The sequence below is a fragment of the Robertmurraya massiliosenegalensis JC6 genome (assembly GCF_000311725.1).
Taxonomy (GTDB): domain Bacteria; phylum Bacillota; class Bacilli; order Bacillales; family Cytobacillaceae; genus Robertmurraya; species Robertmurraya massiliosenegalensis.
This window is the reverse complement of the sequence record NZ_HE978514.1, coordinates 15,741-38,783: the sequence shown is the minus strand read 5'-3', so window position 1 is coordinate 38,783 and position 23,043 is coordinate 15,741. Positions and strand designations below refer to the sequence as shown.

The window sequence follows — 23,043 nt, the reverse complement described above, 5'->3', positions numbered from 1 at the left end:
GACCCCACTGACAAAATGCTATTTTTTTGTTTTCGCTCGTTTGTCAGCTGCGTTTGAGCGAGCCATTGCTTCTAAATCTTCATGATCGGCTAAGTCACGATCAAACTCCACATCAAGTCCATCAGATTTCATGTTTTTTGGAACCTGTGGTAATTTCGCTTTGTTCTTATCTCTTGTTTTATGTCCATGTGCACGACCCATAAGGTAATACCCCTTTCAAAGAAAAAAGTACGGAAAACACGAATGTTTCCGTACTTATTTTCTCTTAAGATGCGAGAAAATATGTTAGTGTCTCGCTTTCTTTTTTGTAAATCCTCCTGCTTGATCGGCAAGTTTAAACTCATGGGAATAGATGACTTCCTGCATACTGGATAAAGTACTTTTCGATTTATCTTTTCTTTTTTTATCAGACATCAAAATCATCCCTTCTAGAATTATGTACACTTCCTATTTTTCCCTTGTTAAGTGGGAATGATACTTTATTTCTGATAAATATCATTAAGGGCCGAATCAATTTGCTCATATTGAAAAGAATAGCCTGCACTTTTAAGTTTTGTCGGCAATACACGCTGTCCTTCTAATACTAACAAGCTCATCTCTCCAAGTGCTGCCTTTAAAACAAAAGCTGGTGTGGGGAGCCAGTGCGGTCTTTTCATCGCTTGAGCGAGCGCTTTTCCCAAGTCGGTCATTTTTACAGGTTTTGGTGCGGTGAAATTAACAGGACCTGAAAGCTTCTCATTCTCCATGGCAAAAATGATTCCATTTACGACATCTTTAAGATGAATCCATGACATCCATTGCTGTCCCGAACCTAAGTTTCCACCTGCAAATAATTTATAAGGAAGTGCCATTCTTGGTAAAGCTCCTTCTTTGTTGTCTAAAATAATGCCGAACCGACATAGAACAGTGCGAATATCGAGTTTGTGCGCTTCCAACGCTTTTGCTTCCCATTGCTTGACGGTATCTGCCAGAAAATCGTCTCCAGGAGTGATTTCATTTTCTGTAAAGGTATCGTGTAGTGAAGTACCGTAAAAACCAATTGCACTTGCGCTAAGGAACACCTTTGGCTTTTTTCGGAGGTCTTTCATAAGCTGTAACACTTCTGCGACTGTTTGTAGTCGACTTTGGAGGATACGGTTTTTTCGTTGTGGTGTCCATCGTCCAGCACCTATTGATTCACCGGCTAAATTTATCATGACATCAATGTCTTGTAGATGTTTTAAGGGGTCACTTTCATTAGTAAGCCATTGTACGTATGTCATATTGTTTCCGTTCCTTGAAGGATTTCGGGTGAGAATAAATACGTCGTGCTCAAGTTCTACCAGTCTTTTTGCTAAAGCTTTTCCAACAAAGCCTGATCCACCTGCAATGGCAATTCTCATATAAATGCCTCCTCTTTTTTCTTATATGGACTAATTAGCTTTCAGATGTGAAAATCCCTCTTTTTTAAACGCTGTTTTCATAATGATTGTGGTTTTATCGTAAATGTCCAGATTTTTTCCTTGAAAGAAATTAGAATCCCTTCGATTAGGTTTTGAAGTCCAACTTATTTTTGCACAGCATTTTTCGCCATTATCATTATTGAATTCACATGCTGTATGCGAAAAGAACCTTTTTTTATAGAGAATATGGTACATTTATAGTGAGGTGAGGATATGGCTATAATTACGAAAATCACCGTCCAAAAAAAGAACACAGATCGATATAATATCTTCTTGGACCATGGAAAAGGTGAGGAATACGCTTTTAGCGTTGATGAAGATGTGTTGATAAAGTTTAATTTAAAAAAGGGTCTTGAGCTTGATGACTTTGCATTCATGGAAATTCATTATCATGATGATATCCGCAAAGCATATAATTTGGCAGTCCACTTTTTATCTAGGAAAATGAGATCAGAGCATGAAGTTCGCAAATATTTAAGCGAAAAAGAAGTGGAAGCCCCCGTTATTCAAGAAGTTATTCATAAATTGTATGAGTATCGGTTTCTCAACGATGAAGAATATGCTCTGGCTTTCGTCAGAACGCAAATGAACACAACGGATAAAGGGCTTGAGGTAATTCGCCGTGAATTGAAGGAGAAGGGAATTGTCCCCACTTTAATTGAACAAGCCTTGGAGGAGTACCCGTTGGAAAGACAAGTGGAAAAAGCAACTGAACTATTGGAAAAGGCATTTAAGAAAGGTTCCCGTGATTCAGAAAGAATAGTAAAGCAGAAAGCAGAACAACATTTGATCCGAAAAGGATTCCCTTTTGATGTCATCCAGGTTGCAGCAGAAACCATTGATGATTCTAAAGATGTCGATGAGGAAATGGACGCCTTGAGATATCAAGGGGAAAAGGTTCATAAGAAATATGCGAAGTACGAGGGATATGAGTATGAACAAAGGATGAAACAAGCCTTGTATCGAAAAGGCTTTTCACTCGATATGATTGAAGTATTTTTAGAGGAAAAAAAGGAGCTATAATCAGAGGTGACAATAATGGAAGATAAAAGATTCAGCGAATTGAGTGAGCACGAACTTAGACAGGAAATTGCCAAGCTTAAAGAACAAGCTCGAAAAGCGGAACAAATGGGGATGGTCAACGAATTTGCTGTCCTAGAGCGCAAAGCAATTATGGCAAAGGCATATTTAATGAACCCGAAGGATATTAAGAAAAAAGACATTTATGAAATAGAAGGGGATCCAGGGAAGTATTTTCAAGTATCGTATTTGAACGGGGTCTTTGCTTGGGGATACCGACTTGGTGAAAGTAAGGAAGAAGAGGCATTACCCATCTCGATGCTAAAAAACTTAAAATAACCAGAGCCAAAAAAGCTCTGGTTATTGGTTTGACGAAGGTGTGTGAAATTTTAAGAATTTTTCCGGATTTGGTGATGGAGGATAATGATATCTTGCGTTTCCTTTGTTTCTCCGTTAACTTGAGAATGTGCATGCTTCGTACGAAAATTTGGCGAAGTAAATGGGCTTGAATACGGATTCTTGTCAAAGAATTTTTTCGAATTTCCCATTTTATGCAGCCTCCCGAAAAAAAGTATTTTTCAGAGAAAAACATGGATGCAAGCAAAATCAAAATTCCTACTCAAACAGTTCTGATGTGTCTGATTCTCGGTTATTCGATGCCCTCATCCGTTCTTGTGGATGAGTATTCGTTGTGCCATTTGCCCTCTTGGAGGCATATTCTGCTTTAGCTCGAGGTTCTCCCTCGAACTTATTTTGATTCTCATATGGGAAACCTTTAGCTTTATTACGCAAAACAGTTACCCCCTAAAAACGTAATCAAAAACGTGAAGAACATCAATCAATCATGCTAATCACGTACTAATAGTATGAGCACATTTACAATGAAGTATCATAATTATGACAGACTAAAAGTTGCCAGTGAGGTGGAAAGAAATGCAGGAATACCAACAGAAGTTAGTGGAACTTTTACTTTCAAAAAACAAAAAAATGTCGGTTCATCAAGCACAAACATGGGTGGAGCTTCTTTGGGATGATTTTGAAACAACGCGGGCAAAGGCAGGGAGAGAGTATAAAGGCAGCGAAATGACCGAACGAATCGTCCGCCAATGGATTGACAATTACGGTGAAAAGCTACATGAATTTTTCGCAAGCAATCCGAAATATAGTCATTTATTTGAGGACAAGAACGAGAACTAAAAATGTCCAATTCCACCGAGGAATTGGACATTTCAAATTAGCCTGGAATAATTTCTAACTTCTTTCTCAGCTTCTCTTCGCTAAAGATCCAACCTGTATAAGAGGTTAGAATATTTAAGTCTTGATCAAGCTGAACGACGGCAACAAAAGGATAATGGTCTTTACTACGATAACGTAAGTCAATGAACTTCACTTCGTAATAATCATCGTATTCGTCTACTTCCCAGCGATATACAGGAGAGAAGGAAAGAAAGGCAGATAAATTCTCATCCTTTTTGGCTGCATCAATGACAGGTGAAGATGGAACTTTTACTCGATCAAATTGGTCAAGAATGGTTACATCGTTATCATGGGCACGGCCCACGAAAAATTGATTTTTGTTCATTACAGCAATACGCCATTGATGGAACTTCATTGTCGGTGCAATGATAATATCCGTCGCATCTGGGATGAGGCTCCGCACTTCATTCATCACTTTTCGCTGTGTGAAATAGCGCATAATATAATAGGCCACAAGGATGACATATAAGGTTAAGAACGTATATCCGGGGTCAGCTCCCATTAACCAAATAAACAATCCAAGTACATGTAAGCCAAAAATATAAGGGTCAAACGTATTAATTACTCCTAAAGCTACCCACTTGCTCGAAAATGGCCGTAATGCCTGAGTTCCATAGGCATTGAAAATGTCGACAAAGACGTGAAGAAAGACGGCAAGAAAGGTCCATAACCAAAGATGCAGAAGGTTCGCTTCTGGGAAAAATGGATAGATAACTGCTGTGATGGCAATTGGCCATAATAACACAGCTGGAATTGAGTGAGTAATTCCTCGGTGATTTCGAATATATACAGCATTATTTCTTAGTTTAAGAACGGTATCAACATCCGGAGCTTGTGAGCCAACGATCGTTCCAATCATGACGCTCGTTGCCGTGGCGGCACTACCTGCAACGACTGGATCGAGAGTAGCAAGTCCCCCGAGGGCTATCCCCATAACTAAGTGAGTACCAGTGTCCAAAAGGATGAACCTCCTTATAGGATAGAATTAAAGTGATCTTATGAAAGAAAAAAGATCTACTTGCAAGATTGACTAATATATAATAATTTTAACAACATCTGTGGTGTAAATATAGTTGCATTACACAATTTTTAAAACTGATTTAAAAAAAGTTCACAAATAATTATTAATATAATTTACAGCCGGAGGCATAATCATGACAGATTCACTTAAAAACCTAAAATTAGTTAACAAAAATGCCTTCCAAAATGATCTGATTGATTGGTTCACGAAAGAACAACGGGTTCTTCCTTGGCGAAAGGATCAGGATCCATATAAGGTATGGGTTTCAGAAATCATGCTTCAGCAAACAAGAGTAGACACTGTTATACCTTACTTCAATCGATTTATTGACCAATTTCCCACTTTGGAGGATTTAGCAGATGCCGATGAAGAAAAGGTGTTAAAAGCCTGGGAAGGATTAGGATACTACTCAAGAGTAAGAAATCTTCAGTCAGCTGTTAAAGAAGTCAAGGAAAAGTACGGTGGAACTGTCCCTGACACAAAGGATGAAATTTCTACTTTAAAAGGGGTAGGACCTTATACAGCAGGAGCCATTTTATCGATTGCTTACGGAGTTCCTGAACCTGCCGTGGACGGCAATGTGATGAGAGTTATTTCTCGTATTTTATCGATTTGGGATGATATTGCGAAACCGTCAACACGAAAAATTTTTGAGAAAGCAATTGAAGAAATGATCTCACATGAAAATCCATCTTATTTTAACCAAGCCTTGATGGAACTTGGTGCTCTTATTTGTACACCAACTTCTCCATCGTGTTTACTATGTCCGGTTCGAGAGCATTGCCACGCCTTTCATGAAGGAGTGGAAAAAGAACTACCAGTCAAAACAAAGGCAAAAAAACAGAGACTCGTTCGCCTTGCAGCAGTTGTATTGAAAGATAGTGAAGGTAAAACCGTCATTCATAAGCGTCCAAGCAGCGGCTTATTAGCGAATATGTGGGAATTTCCTAACGTCGAAATATCCATCCCTTTTGCTCGAGAAAAGAGTCATATTCAAAGCTTACTATCAGACCAGCTCGGAATAGACGTAAAACTGGGAAAAAATATGGGGCAATTAGAACATATCTTTTCACATTTAAAATGGGATATTCAAGTGTATGAAGGACAACTTGTTAACCAGATAACAGAGACTGATACCTTAAAATACGCAACCCTAGAAAATATTGATGAGTATCCATTTCCCGTGTCCCATCAGAAAATCATGAAACAATATTATAAAGATGTGTCTACATTAAAAAGCGCCGATTAAATACGGCGTTTTTTTCTCATAGTATGAAGTTTATTTTCAATGGAGTGGGCCGATCAGCCTTTTTTTAAACCACCGCGATTTTCGATTTCTTCCATAATTTCGCGATGAATCGTTTGACCTTCAGCGTTTAAGTAAGGCATCATTTGTTGCAAAGAATGATGAAAATAGGCAAGTTCTTCTTCATCCCAGTTTGCTATCGACATCATTGAGAGTTCTGTCATATCTCTTCCTTCGTACATTTTTTAACATTCCTTTCAAATATGTATATGAGTATAGTCTTTTGTTCTGAATTGATATCTATGCAAAGAATGACTAAAATTGAAGAAGAATAATTGGTAGATAGGGGATTAGATATTATGGCAAAAGTTGCATTGGTTACAGGAAGTAGTCGAGGAATTGGTAAAGCAACAGCTCTTCGTTTAGCAAAAGAAGGTTATGACATTGTCATCAACTATGCTAGAAGTAAAAAGGCAGCATTAGAAACAGCAGGAGAAATTGAAGCATTAGGAAGAAAAGTATTAGTGGTCAAAGCGAATGTTGGGGATGTTGAGAAAATAAAAGGGATGTTTGAGGAAATTGATCAAGTATTCGATCGTTTAGATATTTTGGTCAGCAATGCTGCATCTGGAGTACAAAGACCAATTATGGAGCTAGAAGAGTCTCACTGGAATTGGACGATGAACATTAATAGTAAAGCCCTTCTTTTTTGTGCCCAAGAAGCGGCAAAACGAATGGAAAAAAACGGTGGCGGAAAAATCGTGAGCATAAGCTCATTAGGGGCGATTCGCTATTTAGAGAATTACACAACAGTTGGAGTATCAAAAGCGGCAGTCGAAGCACTTACCCGCTATTTAGCAGTGGAACTTTCTGAGAAAAATATCGTTGTAAATGCGGTATCAGGTGGTGCAGTCGATACGGAGGCTTTGAAATCATTCCCGAATCGAGAAGAGCTTCTTGCTGAGGCGCGAGCGAAAACACCTGCTGGAAAAATGGTTGAAATCGATGATATTGTCGATACGGTTATGTTTTTAGTAAGTGAAAAAGCAAGCATGATAAGAGGACAAACGATTATAGTTGATGGTGGAATCTCATTGTTAGTGTAAGTAATTATTTTCCAATAAAATAATTGGATAGTAATCTCCATGCATGGATAAATTAATATGCGTGGAGGTGATATCAGTGGCAAAGCCAAACAAATCTCAAGCTGGAACTAACATTCAACAAGTTCGCCAACAAAACGCTCAATCAGCTGGCTCACAAGGGCAATTCGGTACTGAATTTGGTAGCGAAACAAACGCTCAAGAGGTAAAGAAGCAAAACCAACAAGCTGAATCTAAAAAATCTCAAAACTCTGGCCAATTCGGACAGTCTTAACAGCGCATATACTTAGAAAAAGAGTGCCCCTTCTTATGGTAGAAGGGGCATTCTTTTGTTTTTGTGAAAAGGCTAGGGAATTTTCGATTTTTTAGAAGAAATCTCGGGTTTTCGATGGGAGTCCGAATGAAAGGGGAATTCGGACAGGTCGAGCAGGAAAAGGAGGAAGGGAGTCCGAATAGAAGGGGAATTCGGACAGGTTGAGCAGGAAAAGGAGGAAGGGAGTCCGAATAGAAGGGGAATTCGGACAGGTCGAGCAGGAAAAGGTGAAAGGGAGTCCGAATGGAAGGGGAATTCGGACAGAGCGAGCTAGGAAAGGTGAAAGGGAGTCCGAATGAAAGCGGAATTCGGACAGGTCGAGCAGGAAATAGGCCAAGGGAGTCCGAATAGAAGGGGAATTCGGACAGAGCGAGCGGAAAAAGTGGAAGGGAGTCCGAATAGAAGGGGAATTCGGACAGGTCGAGCAGGAAAAGGAGGAAGGGAGTCCGAATAGAAGGGGAATTCGGACAGAACGAGCTAGGAATGAGGAGAAGGAGTCCGAATAAGCTTATTAAGCTAAGGACGAACAGAGTTAATCAACCCCAAGTAAATTTCCCCAGCTATATTAAGCATGCCACTTAAAAACAGAACACAATAAAAATATGGAAGAATCCTCATTTTCGACAAAACCTCCGTTATCATTACATAACTAGTCAAAGGAATACATCCAAGGGGAACGAATATATTTAAACGTGGAATTAAATCAGCTATAGGACGGTGTTAAACATGAATAAATTTAACCGTTTAGTCAGTGAACAGATGGATACGATGGAAAAACTGTTATTTCTTCAATCGGAAATTGAGCGTTGTCAAGGTCTCGAAAAGGAGCTTATCGAGTTGCAGGAGCAAGCAAAATTAGAGAGCATTCAGCAGGAAATTGCCAGCAAGAAAGCAGAGTTAAAGGAAATCCATGAGATGTTTGAACAACAGACAGAGGAATTAATTCAATCATATCAAGATGTTCGTGCCCTTGTGTAAAGTGTATGGAATCGAAAAAAAATAATGGATAAAGGATGGAGTCGTTGAAATATTTCAATGGCTCTTTGTTTTAAATTCCGTCTTTTACCGTTATAATAATAGAAAGAGAAACTGGACAGGCTTTGTTATTTTTGAATAAGGTTAACGAATTCAATGATTTTACAATGGCTGTAAGTGAAGAGTCATTGTCAAAATGTACTCGAACGTGTTCGGAAATGAAAGTAGGGAGACTAAAATGGAAGTACCTGTGGAGGGTGAACCAATACAAATTCATAGCTATAAGCATAATGGTCATATCCACCGAGTATGGGATGAAACGACAGTGCTTAAAGGCTCTCAAAATTTAGTTATAGGTGGAAATGATCGGACAATTGTGACTGAATCGGATGGAAGAACGTGGGTGACACGAGAGCCTGCAATCTGCTATTTTCATGCACAACTATGGTTTAATGTGATTGGAATGATTCGTGAGGATGGCATTTATTATTATTGCAATTTAAGCTCACCATTTATTTTTGATGGAGAAGCTTTGAAGTACATAGACTATGATTTAGATATTAAAGTTTTTCCAGATATGACGTTTAATTTACTTGATGAGGATGAGTATGAACGGCATCGAAAGGAAATGAAATATCCTGAGGTCATTGATCAAATTTTAAAAAGCCATGTGGATAAGCTCATTCGCTGGATTCGTCAAAGAAAAGGCCCTTTTGCAGCGGACTTTATTGATATTTGGTATGAGCGATATTTAACATACAGACGCTAAAGTAAAGTAGAAAACGCCTGTTGATGAATTCAACAGGTGTTTATTTGGGTAAATTATAATCGTCCTCAAATGAAAGTAGTGTCCAGGAATACAGCGTTTTTTTAAGGTCCGTTTCAACTAGGGGGGAACAGGTTGGATAGTATACGTAGGTATATGCATTTTGTAAAGCCATATAAGATTCAAATCATCGGAACGATTTTGATTGGAATTATTAAGTTTGCCATTCCATTATTGATTCCATTGCTAATTAAATATGTATTGGATGACATTGTTGGAAATACAGGGTTAACGGCAGATGAAAAAGTAAGTAAGCTCGTCTTAATTATGGGGATTATGATTGTTATTTTTCTCATTGTCCGGCCGCCAGTAGAATATTATCGTCAATATTTTGCGCAATGGACGGCAAGTAAGATCCTTTATGATGTGAGAGACCGTCTTTTTACACATATCCAGAAATTAAGCTTCAAGTATTATTCGAATACAAAAGCTGGAGAAGTTATCTCTCGTGTTATTAATGACGTGGAGCAGACGAAAACCTTTGTCATCACAGGGCTGATGAATTTATGGTTAGACCTTGCCACGATTGCCATTGCCGTTGTGATCATGATGACGATGGATGTGAAGTTAACGATTGTATCGCTCATTCTGTTTCCTTTTTATGCTTTTTCGATTAAGTATTTTTTCGGGAATTTAAGAAAGCTGACAAGGAGACGCTCTCAAGCTCTGGCAGAGGTGCAAAGTTATTTGCATGAAAGGGTATCAGGAATGCCTGTCATAAAAAGCTTTGCGATCGAAGATGAGGAGCAAAAACGATTTGATTCGCAAAATAGTAACTTCTTATCTAAAGCGATCGATCATACGAAGTGGAATGCGAAAGCCTTCGCCGTCGTTAATACGATTACCGATATTGCTCCATTACTGGTTATTGGATTTTCTGGTTACCAAGTCATTCAAGGTCATTTATCGATCGGAGAAATGGCTGCCTTTATCGCCTATATTGATCGTCTTTATAATCCATTAAGAAGACTTGTGAACTCCTCAACTACGTTAACCCAATCGATCGCTTCAATGGATCGAGTCTTTGAATTTATCGATGAAAAATATGATATTAAAGACAAACCAAATGCGATTCCCTGTGAAAAAGTATCAGGTCATATTCAATTGGAAAATGTAAGCTTTGCCTACGATGAAAAGGAAGAAAAAGTGTTAAAGAATATCTCACTAGATGTGCAGGAAGGGGAGACGATTGCACTTGTCGGTATGAGCGGTGGCGGTAAGTCATCACTCGTGGGCCTTTTGCCAAGGTTCTATGATGTTACCGAAGGGAGAATTCTTCTGGATGGCATTGATATTCGTGATTTCCAAGTTCGGACATTGCGAGATAAAATCGGAATGGTTTTACAAGATAATATCCTCTTTAGTGAGTCAGTTAAATCCAATATATTGATTGGAAAACCTGATGCAACCGATGAAGAAGTGATCGAAGCAGCAAAAGCGGCGAATGCCCATGATTTTATTATGAATTTGCCTGAAGGTTACGAAACTAAAGTAGGCGAACGAGGGGTAAAGCTTTCTGGTGGTCAAAAGCAAAGGGTGGCAATTGCAAGAGTTTTTATTAAGAATCCTCCCATTCTCGTTTTAGATGAAGCAACCTCCGCTCTAGACTTAGAAAGTGAGCATTTAATACAAGAAGCACTTGAGAAGCTTGCAAAGGAACGTACGACTTTTATCGTGGCACACCGACTTTCAACGATTACTCATGCCGATCGAATTGTTTTAATTGAAAATGGTGAAATCGTCGAAATGGGACGTCACGAAGAATTAATGGAAAAGCAAGGAAACTATTATAAACTTTTTCAAATTCAACAGTTAGAGAATTGATTTTAAGTTATCGTTGTTTTCGTAATGATGGTCGTGAATGAGGTTTTAGAACACACATTAATTTCGCTTACTTGAACCTCGAGTAATAATAGGGCTTTTTTCTCCTATCTATGACTAAAAAGCAACAATGTTTACGAAATGAGCCTAAGTTATATAACAAAAAACAGTCAAGAGAACAATGCTCTTGACTGTTTTTTACTGCTTTAAATCAATTACGATTCCACATTCAAGGTTAGTAAAGGAATACGTTTTTCATATTTTTTAACTAATGCTTCATTATGCGCGTCAGAACCTTCCATATTTCCACTTAAGAAGATGGGTGGTTCAAAGTTATGATCCGCCATCAGTTTAATAGCTTCTGCAAATATGCTATTTAAAATAGCTGCACCAATAACAGTAGAAGTAGGAGCAAAGGGTACCTTTACTTTATCGTAGCTTAAAATAGCATCTCCTTTTGCAGAGTAATTATTAATTACTAAATCAACTGAATTATAAAGATGCTTTCCGCTTTTATGACGAGATGGTTGGCTTTGAGAATACTCTAAAGAAGTCAGTCCAATGACAAAAGCTCCTTTTTCTCTCGCGTATTGGGCGACATCAACAGGTACAGGATTTCGACCAGAAGTAGATAATACAAAGACAATATCATTTTCTTTAATCTCATGCTCTGTTAAAAAGTTCTGTGCATAATCATTTTTACGTTCCAACTGGGAAGATCGCATTGCCCCTTCATGGAGCATTAGAGGTTCAAATAAAATCGGTTTAATCGGTACTAATCCACCAGCACGATAGAAAACTTCTTCAGTGAGGATGTGTGAATGGCCGCATCCAAACAATTGAATAATGCCACCGTTTTCGATACTCATTGCGACTTTTTCAGCTGCTAATTGTAATTGTTTATTTTCGTTTTCTAAAACGAATTGTAGTAATTGGCTTACTTTTTCAAAATAGCTATTTAGCATCGGTTAAGCCTCCAGTGAATGTAATATTTGTGCTACTTCAGTTGGAATTGTTTTTCCTGTTGCTTGATCAATTGTGGACCCAAAGATATGTGGCATGAAGAATTCTATTTCAATATTCTTAATCGCATGGATGATCGTCTTAATATTGGTCGTGCTAATACCACCTGCTGGTTCAATGCCACGAATTCCTTTTCGAGCGGCGACTTTTGTTAAATAGACGAGTTCTTCTAAATGAACTTCACCTGATAGAGGCATAAATTTAATCGACTCCACCCCTAATGCACGTGCCATTTCCACAAATTCCTCCACCTTTAGTTCTAAACCAGAAGCGAGTTTCACTGTTCCTACCTTCCCACTTGGAGTTACTAATGCGTTAACGAGTTGTGGAGTGGTTCCTTTTCCATCAAGGAATCCTTTTGCATATATAGCATTTTCAAATGGTTGATTGATATGTCCTGGATTCGAGATAGCTGCAATATCGAGCACGCGTTTCGCGTACAGGGGATCACCGCCACCGCCGAGACCGATCGAGACGAGATCTACCACTTCTTTAAGTTCTTTAACCTTATTAGCACCGTCCTCAATATTTGAAAAATCGGACGCGACGATTCCAGGAACGACAAATCCTTTTCCGGCATCCATAATGTCCTGTGCATTTTCTTTATCCTTTGCTAGAAAGTTGAATAAAACAAAATCAAAAAGCTTTTCTTTTAGCATGTTAGCGGCCTTCTTTCATTTTTTCAATAATTTGGACCATGTTCTCGAGGGCAACTTTGATTACTTTTTCCCCTTTATCTGTCCGAGCTAATGTTGCATCACTTAAAACGGCCGTTTCCGTGAACTCTTCCCATGGTGTAGGTGTCACATCAGCTGTCAATGGAATCGAGGGCATATCATGTATAGCTTTATCCATATCGACAAATTCTGGAGCTAGGTATAGCATATAGGACGTTTCTATTTCATCTGCATGAAAGTATGTGCCGTGACTTGCAGGAGTTTCTCTAACTTCAGCAATGGCTTTACTCGTTCCAGGATAAAATAGATAGAGTACGATTAAATTTGGGTATTTTTCATAAAGCTTTCGTGCTGCTTCCTTCATGGCAACAGCATTTCCTAGATGACCATTGACCATGGCAAAAATTTGAAAGCCTTGACGATATAAACTTTCTCCAATATCGAATAACATACTAATTAAAGATTCATTCGATACATTGATGCTACCAGGGAAGTTCTTTAAACTCCAAACTTGTCCATAAGGTAAGGTAGGTAAAACAAATCCATTGATTCGTTCGGCAAGTTTTGCGCTTAACCGTTCTGCTAAAAGATTATCAGTACCTAATGGCAAATGTGGGCCATGTGCCTCTACTGCACCTATTGGTAAAATGGCGACCTTTTTATCGATTATTTTTTCTTTGACTTCAAAGGAGTTTTCAAATTGGAATTGCATGTCTACACCCCGCTGACTATTTTTTAAATGTGAAGCATTTTGCTGGGTTTTCTACAAAGAATTTATGAATTAACTGCTCCCCATTAAACCCTTTTTGATTCGCTTCATCAATGAATCTTGGAACCCACTTGGCAATAATGTATTCTAGACCTAAACCGTAATCATAGTGCTTATAATAACTTTTACGAGCTGTATCTCCAGAAATGAGGATTTGGTTTTCATAGCCTTTTTCTACTAAATTTAAAATACATTCAATTCTAAGTGATTCTGGTGCGTATTTGATTTTCGCTATCCCATCAAAGCTTAAGAGTGCTCCTGTTTTGGCTATTTTCTCATGATAGTATGGATCTGGATTGCGATCCATATGTCCGAGGCTTAAGAATTCGAGATTTACATTTTCTGATTTTAATAGCTCAATTTGCTCTAATGCCATTGTGCCAACTTCGGTATGTGAATGAATGGGAGCTTTTGTTTCATGGTGAGCCCTAGCGACTGCTCGCAAAGTTTTTTCCTCTAAAGGTGTAATCCGGTTATAACCTGTTCCGAATTTTACCTGTCCGGCTTTAAATGGGGTGCCTTCCAGCCCTTCTTCTACTTCTCTAATGACAAATTCAGTTAGTTTATTAATACTTGTATTGTCAATCCATTCTGCATAGGTTTCATAATTGCCAATAATGGGTTTGAGTTCTTCTTTAATCTTTCCATCCCATAGAAAACTCTTGTTAAAACCAGCTGTACCGATAATATGGAGATCAAGCTCATCCGCAATTTCCTTGACAGCGGGAACATCTCGACCATAATCAATGGCAGTAGCATCAACAATTGCCTGTCCGCCATGATGTTTGAAATCGGCAACATCTTTTTTAGATTTTTCTTTGTCATCTAATAGTAAATCATTGGCATCTCTTTCAGCCCAATAGGCTGGACGACAAACAATATGTTCATGAGAATAAGTAAACCCTAACTTTTCCGGCTTAATATCTCCTCTTAATGTACGAATAAAACTCATCTCAATTCCTCCTAGTTGACTAAATGAAAACCGACATAGATTCATGTCGGCTCAGGCGGTTATCGCAAACGTCTGCTTTCTTTCCCTTTTCTCGTGCTTGTTCCCTTCATGGGAAACTCCGCTTTTCTCAAGATTTAGCAAGGTGAACCAAACGTTGTCATTCAAACTGAAGACTGATGGATGTCGGTTTTCATTTTGTTGTTAATTAAATAGCATTCCGATTAATTTGAATAGTGGTCCTAAGATGAACATATCAGAATCTGCGGCCCACATGGCGGTGTCTGGTATTGTAGAAGAAATGAGTGTTTTAACCATGAAATATTGTCCCCAAGCGACAATAGTTGCTGTGATGAAACCACCCATTAGGGCACCTCGTACACCACCAGTTGCGTTTCCAAATACACCAGCTGTTGCTCCGTGGAAGAATAGTACAATCATCGTTGGTACAAACACATAACCTACTGTTTGACCTAAAACAACCAGCCAGATAAGTCCACCTACGAATGCTCCAAGGAAACCAAGAATAACTGCATTTGGCGCATAAGTGAAGACGATAGGTGCATCTAATGCAGGTCTTGCACCTGGAACAAGTTTTGTAGCGATACCATTGAAGGCAGGAACGATCTCACCAATGAACATTTTTACCCCGAAAAGGACGACAGCTATACCAGCTGCAAAGGTAAAGGATTGAATAATCGCGTACATAATAAAGTTCTGATCGCCAGCTTGAGCGATTAACGCTTCTGCTGCTGGAGTATCTTTTAGTGAAAGAATGACGGCACCTACTACGAATAGAATACTCATCGTGAGTGCAGTGATAACATTGGAGTCTCGAAGGAATTCAAGACCTTTAGGCAATTTGATTTTTTCTGAATCGTTTTCTTTATTTCCGAACCATTTTCCAAACCAAGATGCAAGTAGGGCTACAAGCGCAGAAGTATGCCCTAGCGCTATTTGATCATGTCCAGTAATTTTGCGCATATATGGTTGGACGATAGCTGGTTGAAATGTCCAATAAATCCCCATAAATACGGATAATATAAGAACTAATGCGGCGAACGGAATATTTGTTGTAGTGTCGATGAGGACACCAGCGAAAATCATCGTTGTCCAGAACATCATATGTCCTGTTAAGTAAATATACTTAAAGCGCGTAAACCGTGCTAATAATACGTTGATGACAAATCCGATAAACATCGCTAATGTTACAGCTGAGCCGTATTTCGCATTGAACGCTTCTTGCCCCATAAAGGAACTAAATTCTGCGCCTTCAATCCCAAATACCTCACTCCACATTGGTTCAAAAACTCCTAGGGAACCTGTAATGACGCCTGCACCAGCATTAATGATTAAGAAACCAATCATGGCTTTAAATGTACCGCTGATGATTTGACTTGTATTCTTTTTCTGTAAGATCAACCCAAGCAACACGATAAAACCTAATAAAATAGCTGGTATCCCGAAGAAGTTAGATGCTAACCATTGAATAACCTCCATTGTTTTCCCTCCTTTATTAACTTGCCTTTACTAAACGATATTCGCTTCAAGAGCTGTTTTAATTTCATTTGTATCAAAGTAGTTATTAACGATGATGATTTTCGATGAATGGCCTGCTAGTGATTGTGATAATTCATTGCTTGTAATGATATAGTCAGGACGTTCTGCAGAAGCGCTGGAAACGTCGGTGTTTTCTACATCTGCTTCAATTCCCATAGTGCGCAATACGTTTTCAACATTAATTCGTAAAATTAAACTTGTTCCTTGTCCTAGACCACATACGCATAAAATCTTCATGAGTTTTGTCCCCCTATTAATGGTTTAATATCTTCATAGCTTTTGGCATTTAGTAGTTTTTCAACATTTTCTTGATCGGATAGAAGCGCCGTTAACTTTTGCAGTACGGTAACATGCTCGATGCTTGAGGAAGCACCTAAGGCGAATACTAACCTCACTGGGTCGTTAAAAGAATGACCAAATTTAACAGGTGTCTTTAGTCTTACAAATGACACACATGCCTCTTTAACGCCATCTTCTGGCCTTGCATGGGGAAGAGCTATATTGGGTGCCAGAACAAAATATGGACCATTTGTTTGAAAGGATTGCACCATGGCATGTACGTATGTTTCTTCGACAAGTTCATTTTTCATTAGAAGCATGCCTGTGCTAAAAATCGCTTCTTCAGGTGATGCAGCTTCTACGTCTAAAGCAATTAATGATTCCTCCAAAAATTTCATTTATCACACCTCCATGTTCGTTAACCTAATGCTGTTCAATTAAGGATTGTTTAATATATTGATAGATTTCCTGTGATGATTGAAGTTTGATTAATCTGTCCACTGTGTCTCTTTTGGAAAATAATCCTGTTAATTGGGATAAAGCCCTGAGATGTGACTCTTGATCAAATGGAGCAAATGTAATGATTAAGAAAACATCATGCTTTGAATCATTTGAAAAGGAAACGGCTTCTTCAAGTTTTAACAGACTCATACCAAGTTGTTTGACGCCATCTTCTGGTTTCGCATGAGGAATCGCTACTTTTGGAGAAATAACGATATAAGGTCCATGCTTTTCAACATTTGAAATCATCGCATCTCGGTATGTTTCCGTAATATAGTCATCTTCTATAAGGGAATGCGCCGCCAATTTAATAGCAGACTTCCAATCTGAAACACTTTGTGCTGTGTGGATATATTCTTCTTTTAAAATGTCAATTAAATTAGGTTTATACGTCTCAGCTATCGTGATTTCTGGTCGATTTAAATAGTGTCTTAGTTCTTTAACGAGTTCATCTTTTTGGTGAATCGTGGCATACCGTTCAATAACATCGATGATTCTATCTGTTGCGAGATGTTGTTTTTGCGAACGATTAAAGATGGCGTTGACCTTTTTTAATAAACTTTCTTTTTCAGCATCAGATAGAATGGGACTAACGACAAATACTGGAACATCCTTTTTTTGAATCGCTATTGTTGAAAAAACGAGGTCAATCATATAGTCCTTTTCCTCATAATCTCGAACAGAAACAGAATCAATAATATCAATAGTCGAAAATAAACCTTCTATTTGCTGTTTTAATATTTGCGAGGTGCCAATTCCGTTTGCACATACGACTAATGCTTTTTTTCTAGAAATCAATGTAGTCCCGGCTCTTCGTAGACAACCGCCAAAATGAAATGAAATGTAAGCTATTTCATTTTCAGGTAATGGTTTGCCAATTAATGTTTCGAAGGGCTCGATTACTTTTTGTGTGAGGGAGTACACCTCTTCAAATTTAGATTTCACAGAGTCAACAATATTTTTTTCAACATCAAGCCCGTATTTGACACGATAGAATGCTGGCTTTAAATGAAGAACGAGATTTTTTACGAGCATTTCCTGATCATCAAATAATGTACAAGCAAGAATTTGAAATTGATGAGTCATTTTTTTGGCAACATTCATTAATTCCTCTGAAAGGATATTGTCATTTCGATCTTCCTCAGAATAATTAACGCGTGCCCCTAATAAATAAGTTGTTAAATAGAACTTCTCATCATCAGGAAAGGGTGTTTTAAATATACGTTCAAGTTCACAGCAAATTTGTTTTGTTACTAAAAATGCCTTCGTTTTCCGTAAAACTTCTTTCTCAACTACATCCATTTTTATATCATTTTTTTGAGTAATCCGGATGCTAAATAACACTATTCGCAAACTTAAGCTATAAAGCATATCATCTGTAAACTTGATATTTAGTTGTTTTTCGCTTTGGTAGAGTAGATGATACACCTGTCTTAGGAACTCTAAAAGTTGAGCACTACTGATTGAGTCATTAAATTGGATTTGAAGGGCTGCTACTAATGAATGCTGATTTTGTATAGGGATTGCAATCGACAAATAATAGCCAATGGCTCTTCGAATTTCAGCTTCCTCACCTCTTATGGTGTAGCCTGTTTTTCGCTCGAAATCCAACTGAAGATGGAAGGAGCGAATATCTGCTTTTAATGATTTAATATCTTCAATCGTAGTAGTCCTACTAACTCTAATTTTCTTCATTAAATCCTCGAGAAAATATCTTTGTCCACCCATTAAAATATAGATAGCAATCCATGCCTTGCGTTCATCCTGTGAATATTCATAGTGCCAAGCTTGCATACTCTCAAGGTTGTTTGGAATCTGTTTTTTTGCTTCGGCTGTTAGAATAAATCCAGCACTACGAACTTTTGCAATCTTGTCGATCCCAAGGCTATCAAGCCAATCATTGATTTTTTCCATATCATAATAAATGGTTCTGCGTGAAACATTTAATTTCTCTGTTAATTCTTCTGCAGACAAATAAGAGTCAGCATTGATTAATTGCATCAAAATGGCAGTACTGCGTTTATCTAGTGACATGTCAAATTCCTCCTTGCACGTAAGGGTGGTGCAGAAAGATAAAGCAATTGCTTACCTTGATCGTACAACTTCTCTATTGATATTAAAAGAACGATTGCTATCATCATCTTTTGTGCAAAACCGTACTGATTAATCGAAATTATCAAAAAACACATATGGTTACATTTTCAAAAATATTTCTAAAGCTCTTTTGGGAATTATCGTCATAATGAAGGAAATGTGTTGAGGATATTTATTTCGCAAAAATATTTTTAGAATATAACAACTATTTATAGTTGATATGACAGGTTTTGTAATCTAATTATTATTAATAGAAAATTTATTATATACAAATAATTCTGGTTAATAGTGGACGAATAGGGAATTTTTTTATAAAATGTAGAATATTAGAAAGATTGAAATAGTAAATGATCCTAAGAAGCGAACTATTCAGTGGAATAAAATGTTTTAAATTTTTCTACAAAGGTTCAGTTTTTGAATTAAAAATGCAACTTTGAAAGGAGTAAAGGTGTGAATCAAGCTCCCGTTTTAGATGTGAAAGAGTTAAGAACGTCGTTTATTTCATCTGACGGTGAAATTCCGGCGGTCGATAATATTAGTTTTGCAGTTCATAAAGGAGAGATTCTTGGGATCGTTGGAGAATCAGGCTGTGGAAAAAGTGTAACTTCCTTATCGATTATGAAGCTTGTTCCTCAACCACCGGGAAAAATTGTCGGTGGAGAAATTCTCTTAAATGGAGAAGATATCGTTCCCGCTTCAGAAAAGAGAATGCGTCAAATAAGAGGAAACGATATTGCGATGATTTTTCAAGAGCCGATGACGTCCTTAAATCCTTTATTCACGATTGGAAATCAATTGGTGGAAGGAATTATTTTACATAAAAAAGTAAATAAGAAGGAAGCATTCAAAATCGGCGTCGACATGCTTAAACTTGTTGGGCTACCGAGAGCAGAGCAAATTATGAAAGAATTTCCGCACCAGCTTTCGGGTGGAATGAGACAGAGAGTCATGATTGCCATGGCGTTATCCTGCGATCCAAAGCTTCTTATTGCAGATGAACCTACGACTGCCTTAGATGTCACCATTCAAGCGCAAATTCTCACACTAATGAAGGATTTAAATAAAAAACTGGACACGGCGATTATCATGATCACTCACGATTTAGGTGTCGTTGCGGAAGTTTGCCAAAGAGTTATTGTCATGTATGCAGGTAAAGTTGTAGAAGAAGCAAATGTACGGGAGATTTTCAAAAATCCAAAGCATCCGTATACAGTTGGTCTTTTGCAATCTGTTCCAGATGTACGGGAGAAGAAAGATAGACTCTATTCAATTCCCGGAAATGTACCAAAACCAGGAACGGTTTTGAAAGGGTGTCGCTTTGCTGCAAGATGCGAGAAGGCACATGACCGGTGCTTTGTAGAGGATCCAGATCTATATAAACAGGATGACGGCCATTATGTTCGCTGCTTCCTGCATGCTGGAGGTGAACAGTAATGGCAGAAGTGTTGTTAAAGGTGGACAACCTGAAAAAATATTTCCCGATTACTGGTGGGATTCTTGGAAAAAAGATTGGTGATGTAAAAGCAGTTGATGATGTTAGCTTTTACGTAAATAAAGGTGAAACACTTGGGCTTGTTGGAGAGTCAGGTTGTGGAAAGTCGACTACTGGTCGAGTCCTTATGCGATTACTAGAACCGACAGCAGGAAACGTGAAATTTGATGGTAAAGATTTGACGAAACTGAAAGCAGAAGAAATGAGACAAATGAGAAAAGAAATTCAGATGGTCTTTCAAGATCCATTTGCCTCATTAAATCCACGGCATACGGTCGAGAAAATCCTTGAGGAGCCACTTATCGTTCATGGAGTGAAAGATAAGGATGAACGAAAAAGAAGAGTAAAGGAAATGCTTGAAGTCGTTGGATTAAATAGCTACCATGCGAAGCGGTATCCACATCAATTTAGTGGGGGCCAAAGACAACGTATTGGCATTGCCCGAGCCTTAATGACAAGGCCGAAATTAATCATTGCGGATGAACCAGTATCCGCCTTGGACGTTTCTATTCAATCACAAGTTCTTAACCTGATGGAGGATTTGCAAAAAGAATTTCAATTAACTTACATTTTTATTGCGCATGACCTCGGTGTTGTTAAGCATATAAGTGATAGAGTGGGAGTGATGTATTTAGGAAGATTGGTAGAGATTACTGAATCAGAAAAACTCTATGAAAAACCACTGCACCCTTATACTAAAGCGTTATTAGCTTCCATTCCGATACCAGATCCAGATGTAGTGCAAGAAAGAGAAATATTAAAGGGAGACTTGCCGAGTCCATCAGACCCTCCGCTAGGATGCGCATTCCATACAAGATGTGGAGAATGCATGGAAATTTGCAAGACGACAAGGCCTGAATTGGTCGAGATTGAACCTGGTCATTATGCAGCTTGTCATTTGTACAATAAATGATAAGGGCATTCAATGATATAGAAAAAAGAAAGAGATTCTCAAAAAATTAAAGGGGGAAAAGAATGAAGAAGAGTAAAGGTATTTGGGCTTTAGTATTGATGTTGGTTCTTTCGTTGGCTTTAGTAGGTTGTAATAGTAATTCAGCAGGAAACGAGGAAGAAGAGCCAGATGATTCAGGCACTGACAATCCAACAGAAGAAGCAGCATCTGGTGGACAGCTTGTATTTGGACGTGGCGGAGACTCTACATCCCTTGATCCAGCGGCAACAACAGAAGGTGAAGCCTTTAAAGTTACTGTGAACCTCTATGAAACGTTAATTAACTTCGGAGAACAAGATACAGAAATCGAAGCAGGTCTTGCGACAGACTGGGACACAAGTGATGATGGCTTAACACATACACTTACCCTTCGTGAAGGCGTTAAGTTTCATGATGGAACAGATTTCAATGCTGATGCAGTTGTGTTTAACTTTGAGCGTTGGATGGGTGGCGACAAAGAACAGTTTTATTATTACAATTCTCAATTTGGAGACAAAATTGATTCCGTAACAGCAGTTGATGAGTATACAGTTGAATTTAAGTTAAATACGCCAATTGCTCCATTCTACAAAAACTTAGCGATGTCACCGTTTGGAATTGCTAGTCCAGCAGCAATCGAGGAGTATGGAGACAATTTCTTCAAAAATCCAGTAGGTACGGGTCCATTCAAATTTAAAGAGTGGAGAGAAAATGACCGTATTACAATTGTGAAAAATGAAGATTACTGGCAAGAAGGTCTGCCTAAGTTAGATGAAGTTATTTTCCGTGCAATCCCGGATAACTCTGCACGATTAAATGCTTTAATTGCAGGAGAAGTTGATTTAATTGATGGTGTCAATTTTAGTGATAAAGCAACAATAGATGGAAATCCAGATCTTCAAATATTTGAGCGTCCATCTTTAAACATTGGATATTTAGGATTAACGTCTACACGTGAACCACTAGATAACAAACTTGTACGTCAAGCACTTAACTATGCGGTTAATAAGCAAGAGATCATTAATGCATTCTATGCTGGTGCTGCTGAGCCTGCCATTAACCCAATGCCGCCAGTAGTTGCTGGTTATAATCCTGATGTTGAGGATTATGAGTACGACCCAGAAAAAGCAAAGGAATTACTGGCTGAAGCTGGCTATCCTGATGGTTTTGAGATGGAACTTTGGGCAATGCCTGTTCCAAGACCATATATGCCTGAAGGGGAAAAAGTAGCACAAGCACTACAAAGTATGTTTGAAGCAGTTGGAGTGAAAGCGAAAATAGTCACTTACGAGTGGGGGACTTACTTGGATAAGGCTATGAAGGGAGAAGCAGATACATTCTTGCTAGGTTGGACTGGCGATAATGGGGACGCTGATAACTTCTTATATGTATTACTAGATGAAGATTCTATCGGCTCAAATAACTATTCTTACTACAAGAATGATGAAGTCCATGAGCTTTTACTAAAAGCACAAGCAAGTGCAGACCAAGCTGAGCGTGAAGAGCTTTACAAACAAGCCCAAGTAATTATAAAGGATGACGCACCTTGGATTCCTTTAGTACACTCTACACCGCTCCTTGCAGGTGGTTCGAATGTCTCTAACTTCTTAGCGCATCCAACAGGTTCTGATCTTTTATCATCTGTTGAAATCAATAACTAAGGTGGAGGAAAAGGGAGCTCAAAAAATGGTGTCTCCCTTTTCTTTATCCTGCTCTTATAGAAGGTTGTTTTTCAAATGGAAAA

Annotated in this window: 28 protein-coding genes; 13 read left to right on the top strand and 15 right to left on the bottom strand. The window is 38.3% G+C overall.

Features of this window, described 5'->3' with window-relative positions; translation table 11 throughout:
- Positions 1-18 precede the first annotated feature (18 nt).
- The 3 genes from BMSHG_RS13590 to BMSHG_RS13580 form a co-directional block, all read right to left on the bottom strand.
- The gene (locus BMSHG_RS13590) at positions 19-201 is read right to left on the bottom strand and encodes a YfhD family protein (RefSeq protein WP_019154996.1); all 183 of its coding nucleotides are present in this window, start codon (positions 199-201) and stop codon (positions 19-21) included.
- Between the two features lie 84 nt (positions 202-285).
- A complete protein-coding gene (locus BMSHG_RS27610) occupies positions 286-414 on the bottom strand; it encodes a YfhE family protein (protein WP_019154995.1) in 129 nt (42 codons plus the stop codon).
- A gap of 65 nt (positions 415-479) precedes the next feature.
- Positions 480-1,382 carry a TIGR01777 family oxidoreductase gene (locus tag BMSHG_RS13580; protein WP_019154994.1) on the bottom strand — a complete coding sequence of 301 codons (903 nt, stop codon included), beginning with the start codon at positions 1,380-1,382 and terminating at the stop codon, positions 480-482.
- A 273-nt stretch (positions 1,383-1,655) separates the two neighbouring features.
- Between BMSHG_RS13580 and recX the strand changes: the two genes are divergently transcribed.
- Both recX and BMSHG_RS13570 read left to right on the top strand, forming a co-directional pair.
- Positions 1,656-2,465 (top strand): recombination regulator RecX, encoded by an 810-nt coding sequence (recX, locus tag BMSHG_RS13575; protein ID WP_019154993.1) that lies wholly within the window; start codon positions 1,656-1,658, stop codon positions 2,463-2,465.
- Positions 2,466-2,480: 15 nt separating this feature from the next.
- Positions 2,481-2,801, top strand: coding sequence for a YfhH family protein (locus BMSHG_RS13570; protein ID WP_019154992.1), 321 nt, complete (start codon positions 2,481-2,483; stop codon positions 2,799-2,801).
- Positions 2,802-2,851: 50 nt separating this feature from the next.
- Here BMSHG_RS13570 and BMSHG_RS27605 read toward each other — a convergent pair whose 3' ends face one another.
- Together BMSHG_RS27605 and BMSHG_RS13560 are read right to left on the bottom strand one after the other, a co-directional pair.
- Positions 2,852-3,010, bottom strand: coding sequence for a YpzG family protein (locus BMSHG_RS27605; RefSeq protein WP_019154991.1), 159 nt, complete (start codon positions 3,008-3,010; stop codon positions 2,852-2,854).
- 67 nt (positions 3,011-3,077) lie between these two features.
- Positions 3,078-3,254: a small, acid-soluble spore protein K gene (locus BMSHG_RS13560; RefSeq protein WP_019154990.1), complete on the bottom strand. Its 177-nt coding sequence runs from the start codon at positions 3,252-3,254 to the stop codon at positions 3,078-3,080.
- Positions 3,255-3,395: 141 nt separating this feature from the next.
- Between BMSHG_RS13560 and BMSHG_RS13555 the strand changes: the two genes are divergently transcribed.
- Positions 3,396-3,659: a YfhJ family protein gene (locus BMSHG_RS13555; protein WP_019154989.1), complete on the top strand. Its 264-nt coding sequence runs from the start codon at positions 3,396-3,398 to the stop codon at positions 3,657-3,659.
- 37 nt (positions 3,660-3,696) lie between these two features.
- Here the strand turns inward: BMSHG_RS13555 and BMSHG_RS13550 are convergent, their stop codons facing one another.
- Positions 3,697-4,677, bottom strand: coding sequence for a metal-dependent hydrolase (locus BMSHG_RS13550; protein WP_019154988.1), 981 nt, complete (start codon positions 4,675-4,677; stop codon positions 3,697-3,699).
- A gap of 196 nt (positions 4,678-4,873) precedes the next feature.
- On the opposite strand from BMSHG_RS13550, the gene mutY reads away from it, so the two are divergent.
- The gene (gene mutY / locus BMSHG_RS13545; RefSeq protein WP_019154987.1) at positions 4,874-5,989 is read left to right on the top strand and encodes an A/G-specific adenine glycosylase; all 1,116 of its coding nucleotides are present in this window, start codon (positions 4,874-4,876) and stop codon (positions 5,987-5,989) included.
- Positions 5,990-6,042: 53 nt separating this feature from the next.
- Here the strand turns inward: mutY and BMSHG_RS13540 are convergent, their stop codons facing one another.
- Positions 6,043-6,228: a hypothetical protein gene (locus tag BMSHG_RS13540; protein WP_019154986.1), complete on the bottom strand. Its 186-nt coding sequence runs from the start codon at positions 6,226-6,228 to the stop codon at positions 6,043-6,045.
- A gap of 114 nt (positions 6,229-6,342) precedes the next feature.
- Between BMSHG_RS13540 and fabL the strand changes: the two genes are divergently transcribed.
- From fabL to BMSHG_RS13500, 6 genes are all read left to right on the top strand, one after another.
- Positions 6,343-7,092: an enoyl-[acyl-carrier-protein] reductase FabL gene (fabL, locus tag BMSHG_RS13535; RefSeq protein WP_087946638.1), complete on the top strand. Its 750-nt coding sequence runs from the start codon at positions 6,343-6,345 to the stop codon at positions 7,090-7,092.
- A 76-nt stretch (positions 7,093-7,168) separates the two neighbouring features.
- Positions 7,169-7,363 (top strand): gamma-type small acid-soluble spore protein, encoded by a 195-nt coding sequence (locus BMSHG_RS13530; RefSeq protein WP_019154984.1) that lies wholly within the window; start codon positions 7,169-7,171, stop codon positions 7,361-7,363.
- Between the two features lie 334 nt (positions 7,364-7,697).
- Complete coding sequence (locus tag BMSHG_RS28235; protein ID WP_019154981.1) at positions 7,698-7,856, top strand: hypothetical protein; 159 nt, start codon at positions 7,698-7,700, stop codon at positions 7,854-7,856.
- Positions 7,857-8,128: 272 nt separating this feature from the next.
- Positions 8,129-8,380 carry a YgaB family protein gene (locus BMSHG_RS13510; protein WP_019154980.1) on the top strand — a complete coding sequence of 84 codons (252 nt, stop codon included), beginning with the start codon at positions 8,129-8,131 and terminating at the stop codon, positions 8,378-8,380.
- Positions 8,381-8,615: 235 nt separating this feature from the next.
- Positions 8,616-9,146 carry a nucleoside tri-diphosphate phosphatase gene (ntdP, locus tag BMSHG_RS13505; RefSeq protein WP_019154979.1) on the top strand — a complete coding sequence of 177 codons (531 nt, stop codon included), beginning with the start codon at positions 8,616-8,618 and terminating at the stop codon, positions 9,144-9,146.
- 132 nt (positions 9,147-9,278) lie between these two features.
- Positions 9,279-11,027 carry an ABC transporter ATP-binding protein gene (locus BMSHG_RS13500; RefSeq protein ID WP_026073451.1) on the top strand — a complete coding sequence of 583 codons (1,749 nt, stop codon included), beginning with the start codon at positions 9,279-9,281 and terminating at the stop codon, positions 11,025-11,027.
- A gap of 212 nt (positions 11,028-11,239) precedes the next feature.
- On the opposite strand, the gene BMSHG_RS13495 is transcribed toward BMSHG_RS13500, so the two are convergent.
- The 8 genes from BMSHG_RS13495 to BMSHG_RS13460 form a co-directional block, all read right to left on the bottom strand.
- Positions 11,240-11,989, bottom strand: coding sequence for an SIS domain-containing protein (locus tag BMSHG_RS13495; RefSeq protein ID WP_019154977.1), 750 nt, complete (start codon positions 11,987-11,989; stop codon positions 11,240-11,242).
- A gap of 3 nt (positions 11,990-11,992) precedes the next feature.
- The gene (locus BMSHG_RS13490; protein ID WP_019154976.1) at positions 11,993-12,706 is read right to left on the bottom strand and encodes a KDGP aldolase; all 714 of its coding nucleotides are present in this window, start codon (positions 12,704-12,706) and stop codon (positions 11,993-11,995) included.
- Position 12,707: 1 nt separating this feature from the next.
- Entirely contained in the window at positions 12,708-13,436 is a 729-nt protein-coding gene (locus BMSHG_RS13485; protein ID WP_019154975.1) for a creatininase family protein, read from the bottom strand.
- A 16-nt stretch (positions 13,437-13,452) separates the two neighbouring features.
- Entirely contained in the window at positions 13,453-14,445 is a 993-nt protein-coding gene (locus BMSHG_RS13480) for a phosphotriesterase family protein (protein ID WP_019154974.1), read from the bottom strand.
- A gap of 201 nt (positions 14,446-14,646) precedes the next feature.
- Positions 14,647-15,942 carry a PTS ascorbate transporter subunit IIC gene (locus BMSHG_RS13475; RefSeq protein ID WP_019154973.1) on the bottom strand — a complete coding sequence of 432 codons (1,296 nt, stop codon included), beginning with the start codon at positions 15,940-15,942 and terminating at the stop codon, positions 14,647-14,649.
- A 30-nt stretch (positions 15,943-15,972) separates the two neighbouring features.
- Entirely contained in the window at positions 15,973-16,239 is a 267-nt protein-coding gene (locus BMSHG_RS13470; protein ID WP_019154972.1) for a PTS sugar transporter subunit IIB, read from the bottom strand.
- Entirely contained in the window at positions 16,236-16,679 is a 444-nt protein-coding gene (locus tag BMSHG_RS13465; RefSeq protein WP_019154971.1) for a PTS sugar transporter subunit IIA, read from the bottom strand. Before BMSHG_RS13465 ends, BMSHG_RS13470 begins: the two co-directional genes overlap by 4 nt.
- A gap of 25 nt (positions 16,680-16,704) precedes the next feature.
- Positions 16,705-18,816 carry a BglG family transcription antiterminator gene (locus BMSHG_RS13460; RefSeq protein WP_019154970.1) on the bottom strand — a complete coding sequence of 704 codons (2,112 nt, stop codon included), beginning with the start codon at positions 18,814-18,816 and terminating at the stop codon, positions 16,705-16,707.
- Positions 18,817-19,326: 510 nt separating this feature from the next.
- On the opposite strand from BMSHG_RS13460, the gene BMSHG_RS13455 reads away from it, so the two are divergent.
- From BMSHG_RS13455 to BMSHG_RS13445, 3 genes are all read left to right on the top strand, one after another.
- A complete protein-coding gene (locus BMSHG_RS13455; protein ID WP_019154969.1) occupies positions 19,327-20,310 on the top strand; it encodes an ABC transporter ATP-binding protein in 984 nt (327 codons plus the stop codon).
- Entirely contained in the window at positions 20,310-21,281 is a 972-nt protein-coding gene (locus BMSHG_RS13450) for an ABC transporter ATP-binding protein (RefSeq protein ID WP_019154968.1), read from the top strand. The genes BMSHG_RS13455 and BMSHG_RS13450 overlap by 1 nt, the downstream gene beginning before the upstream one ends.
- A 62-nt stretch (positions 21,282-21,343) precedes the next feature.
- A complete protein-coding gene (locus tag BMSHG_RS13445) occupies positions 21,344-22,960 on the top strand; it encodes an ABC transporter substrate-binding protein (RefSeq protein ID WP_019154967.1) in 1,617 nt (538 codons plus the stop codon).
- Positions 22,961-23,043: the final 83 nt, after the last annotated feature.

Excerpts from the sequence above, each read along its gene's own strand:
- BMSHG_RS13460 (WP_019154970.1), bottom strand. The coding sequence starts at position 18,816 with ATGTCACTAGATAAACGCAGTACTGCCATTTTGATGCAATTAATCAAT.
- BMSHG_RS13510 (WP_019154980.1), top strand. The coding sequence starts at position 8,129 with ATGAATAAATTTAACCGTTTAGTCAGTGAACAGATGGATACGATGGAA.
- ntdP (WP_019154979.1), top strand. The coding sequence starts at position 8,616 with ATGGAAGTACCTGTGGAGGGTGAACCAATACAAATTCATAGCTATAAG.
- BMSHG_RS13485 (WP_019154975.1), bottom strand. The coding sequence starts at position 13,436 with ATGCAATTCCAATTTGAAAACTCCTTTGAAGTCAAAGAAAAAATAATC.
- recX (WP_019154993.1), top strand. The coding sequence starts at position 1,656 with ATGGCTATAATTACGAAAATCACCGTCCAAAAAAAGAACACAGATCGA.
- BMSHG_RS13540 (WP_019154986.1), bottom strand. The coding sequence starts at position 6,228 with ATGTACGAAGGAAGAGATATGACAGAACTCTCAATGATGTCGATAGCA.
- BMSHG_RS13495 (WP_019154977.1), bottom strand. The coding sequence starts at position 11,989 with ATGCTAAATAGCTATTTTGAAAAAGTAAGCCAATTACTACAATTCGTT.
- BMSHG_RS28235 (WP_019154981.1), top strand. The coding sequence starts at position 7,698 with ATGAAAGCGGAATTCGGACAGGTCGAGCAGGAAATAGGCCAAGGGAGT.
- BMSHG_RS13590 (WP_019154996.1), bottom strand. The coding sequence starts at position 201 with ATGGGTCGTGCACATGGACATAAAACAAGAGATAAGAACAAAGCGAAA.
- BMSHG_RS13450 (WP_019154968.1), top strand. The coding sequence starts at position 20,310 with ATGGCAGAAGTGTTGTTAAAGGTGGACAACCTGAAAAAATATTTCCCG.
- BMSHG_RS13475 (WP_019154973.1), bottom strand. The coding sequence starts at position 15,942 with ATGGAGGTTATTCAATGGTTAGCATCTAACTTCTTCGGGATACCAGCT.
- BMSHG_RS13480 (WP_019154974.1), bottom strand. The coding sequence starts at position 14,445 with ATGAGTTTTATTCGTACATTAAGAGGAGATATTAAGCCGGAAAAGTTA.
- BMSHG_RS13445 (WP_019154967.1), top strand. The coding sequence starts at position 21,344 with ATGAAGAAGAGTAAAGGTATTTGGGCTTTAGTATTGATGTTGGTTCTT.
- BMSHG_RS13570 (WP_019154992.1), top strand. The coding sequence starts at position 2,481 with ATGGAAGATAAAAGATTCAGCGAATTGAGTGAGCACGAACTTAGACAG.
- BMSHG_RS13465 (WP_019154971.1), bottom strand. The coding sequence starts at position 16,679 with ATGAAATTTTTGGAGGAATCATTAATTGCTTTAGACGTAGAAGCTGCA.
- BMSHG_RS27605 (WP_019154991.1), bottom strand. The coding sequence starts at position 3,010 with ATGGGAAATTCGAAAAAATTCTTTGACAAGAATCCGTATTCAAGCCCA.
- BMSHG_RS13580 (WP_019154994.1), bottom strand. The coding sequence starts at position 1,382 with ATGAGAATTGCCATTGCAGGTGGATCAGGCTTTGTTGGAAAAGCTTTA.
- BMSHG_RS27610 (WP_019154995.1), bottom strand. The coding sequence starts at position 414 with ATGTCTGATAAAAAAAGAAAAGATAAATCGAAAAGTACTTTATCCAGT.
- BMSHG_RS13490 (WP_019154976.1), bottom strand. The coding sequence starts at position 12,706 with ATGCTAAAAGAAAAGCTTTTTGATTTTGTTTTATTCAACTTTCTAGCA.
- mutY (WP_019154987.1), top strand. The coding sequence starts at position 4,874 with ATGACAGATTCACTTAAAAACCTAAAATTAGTTAACAAAAATGCCTTC.
- BMSHG_RS13470 (WP_019154972.1), bottom strand. The coding sequence starts at position 16,239 with ATGAAGATTTTATGCGTATGTGGTCTAGGACAAGGAACAAGTTTAATT.
- BMSHG_RS13555 (WP_019154989.1), top strand. The coding sequence starts at position 3,396 with ATGCAGGAATACCAACAGAAGTTAGTGGAACTTTTACTTTCAAAAAAC.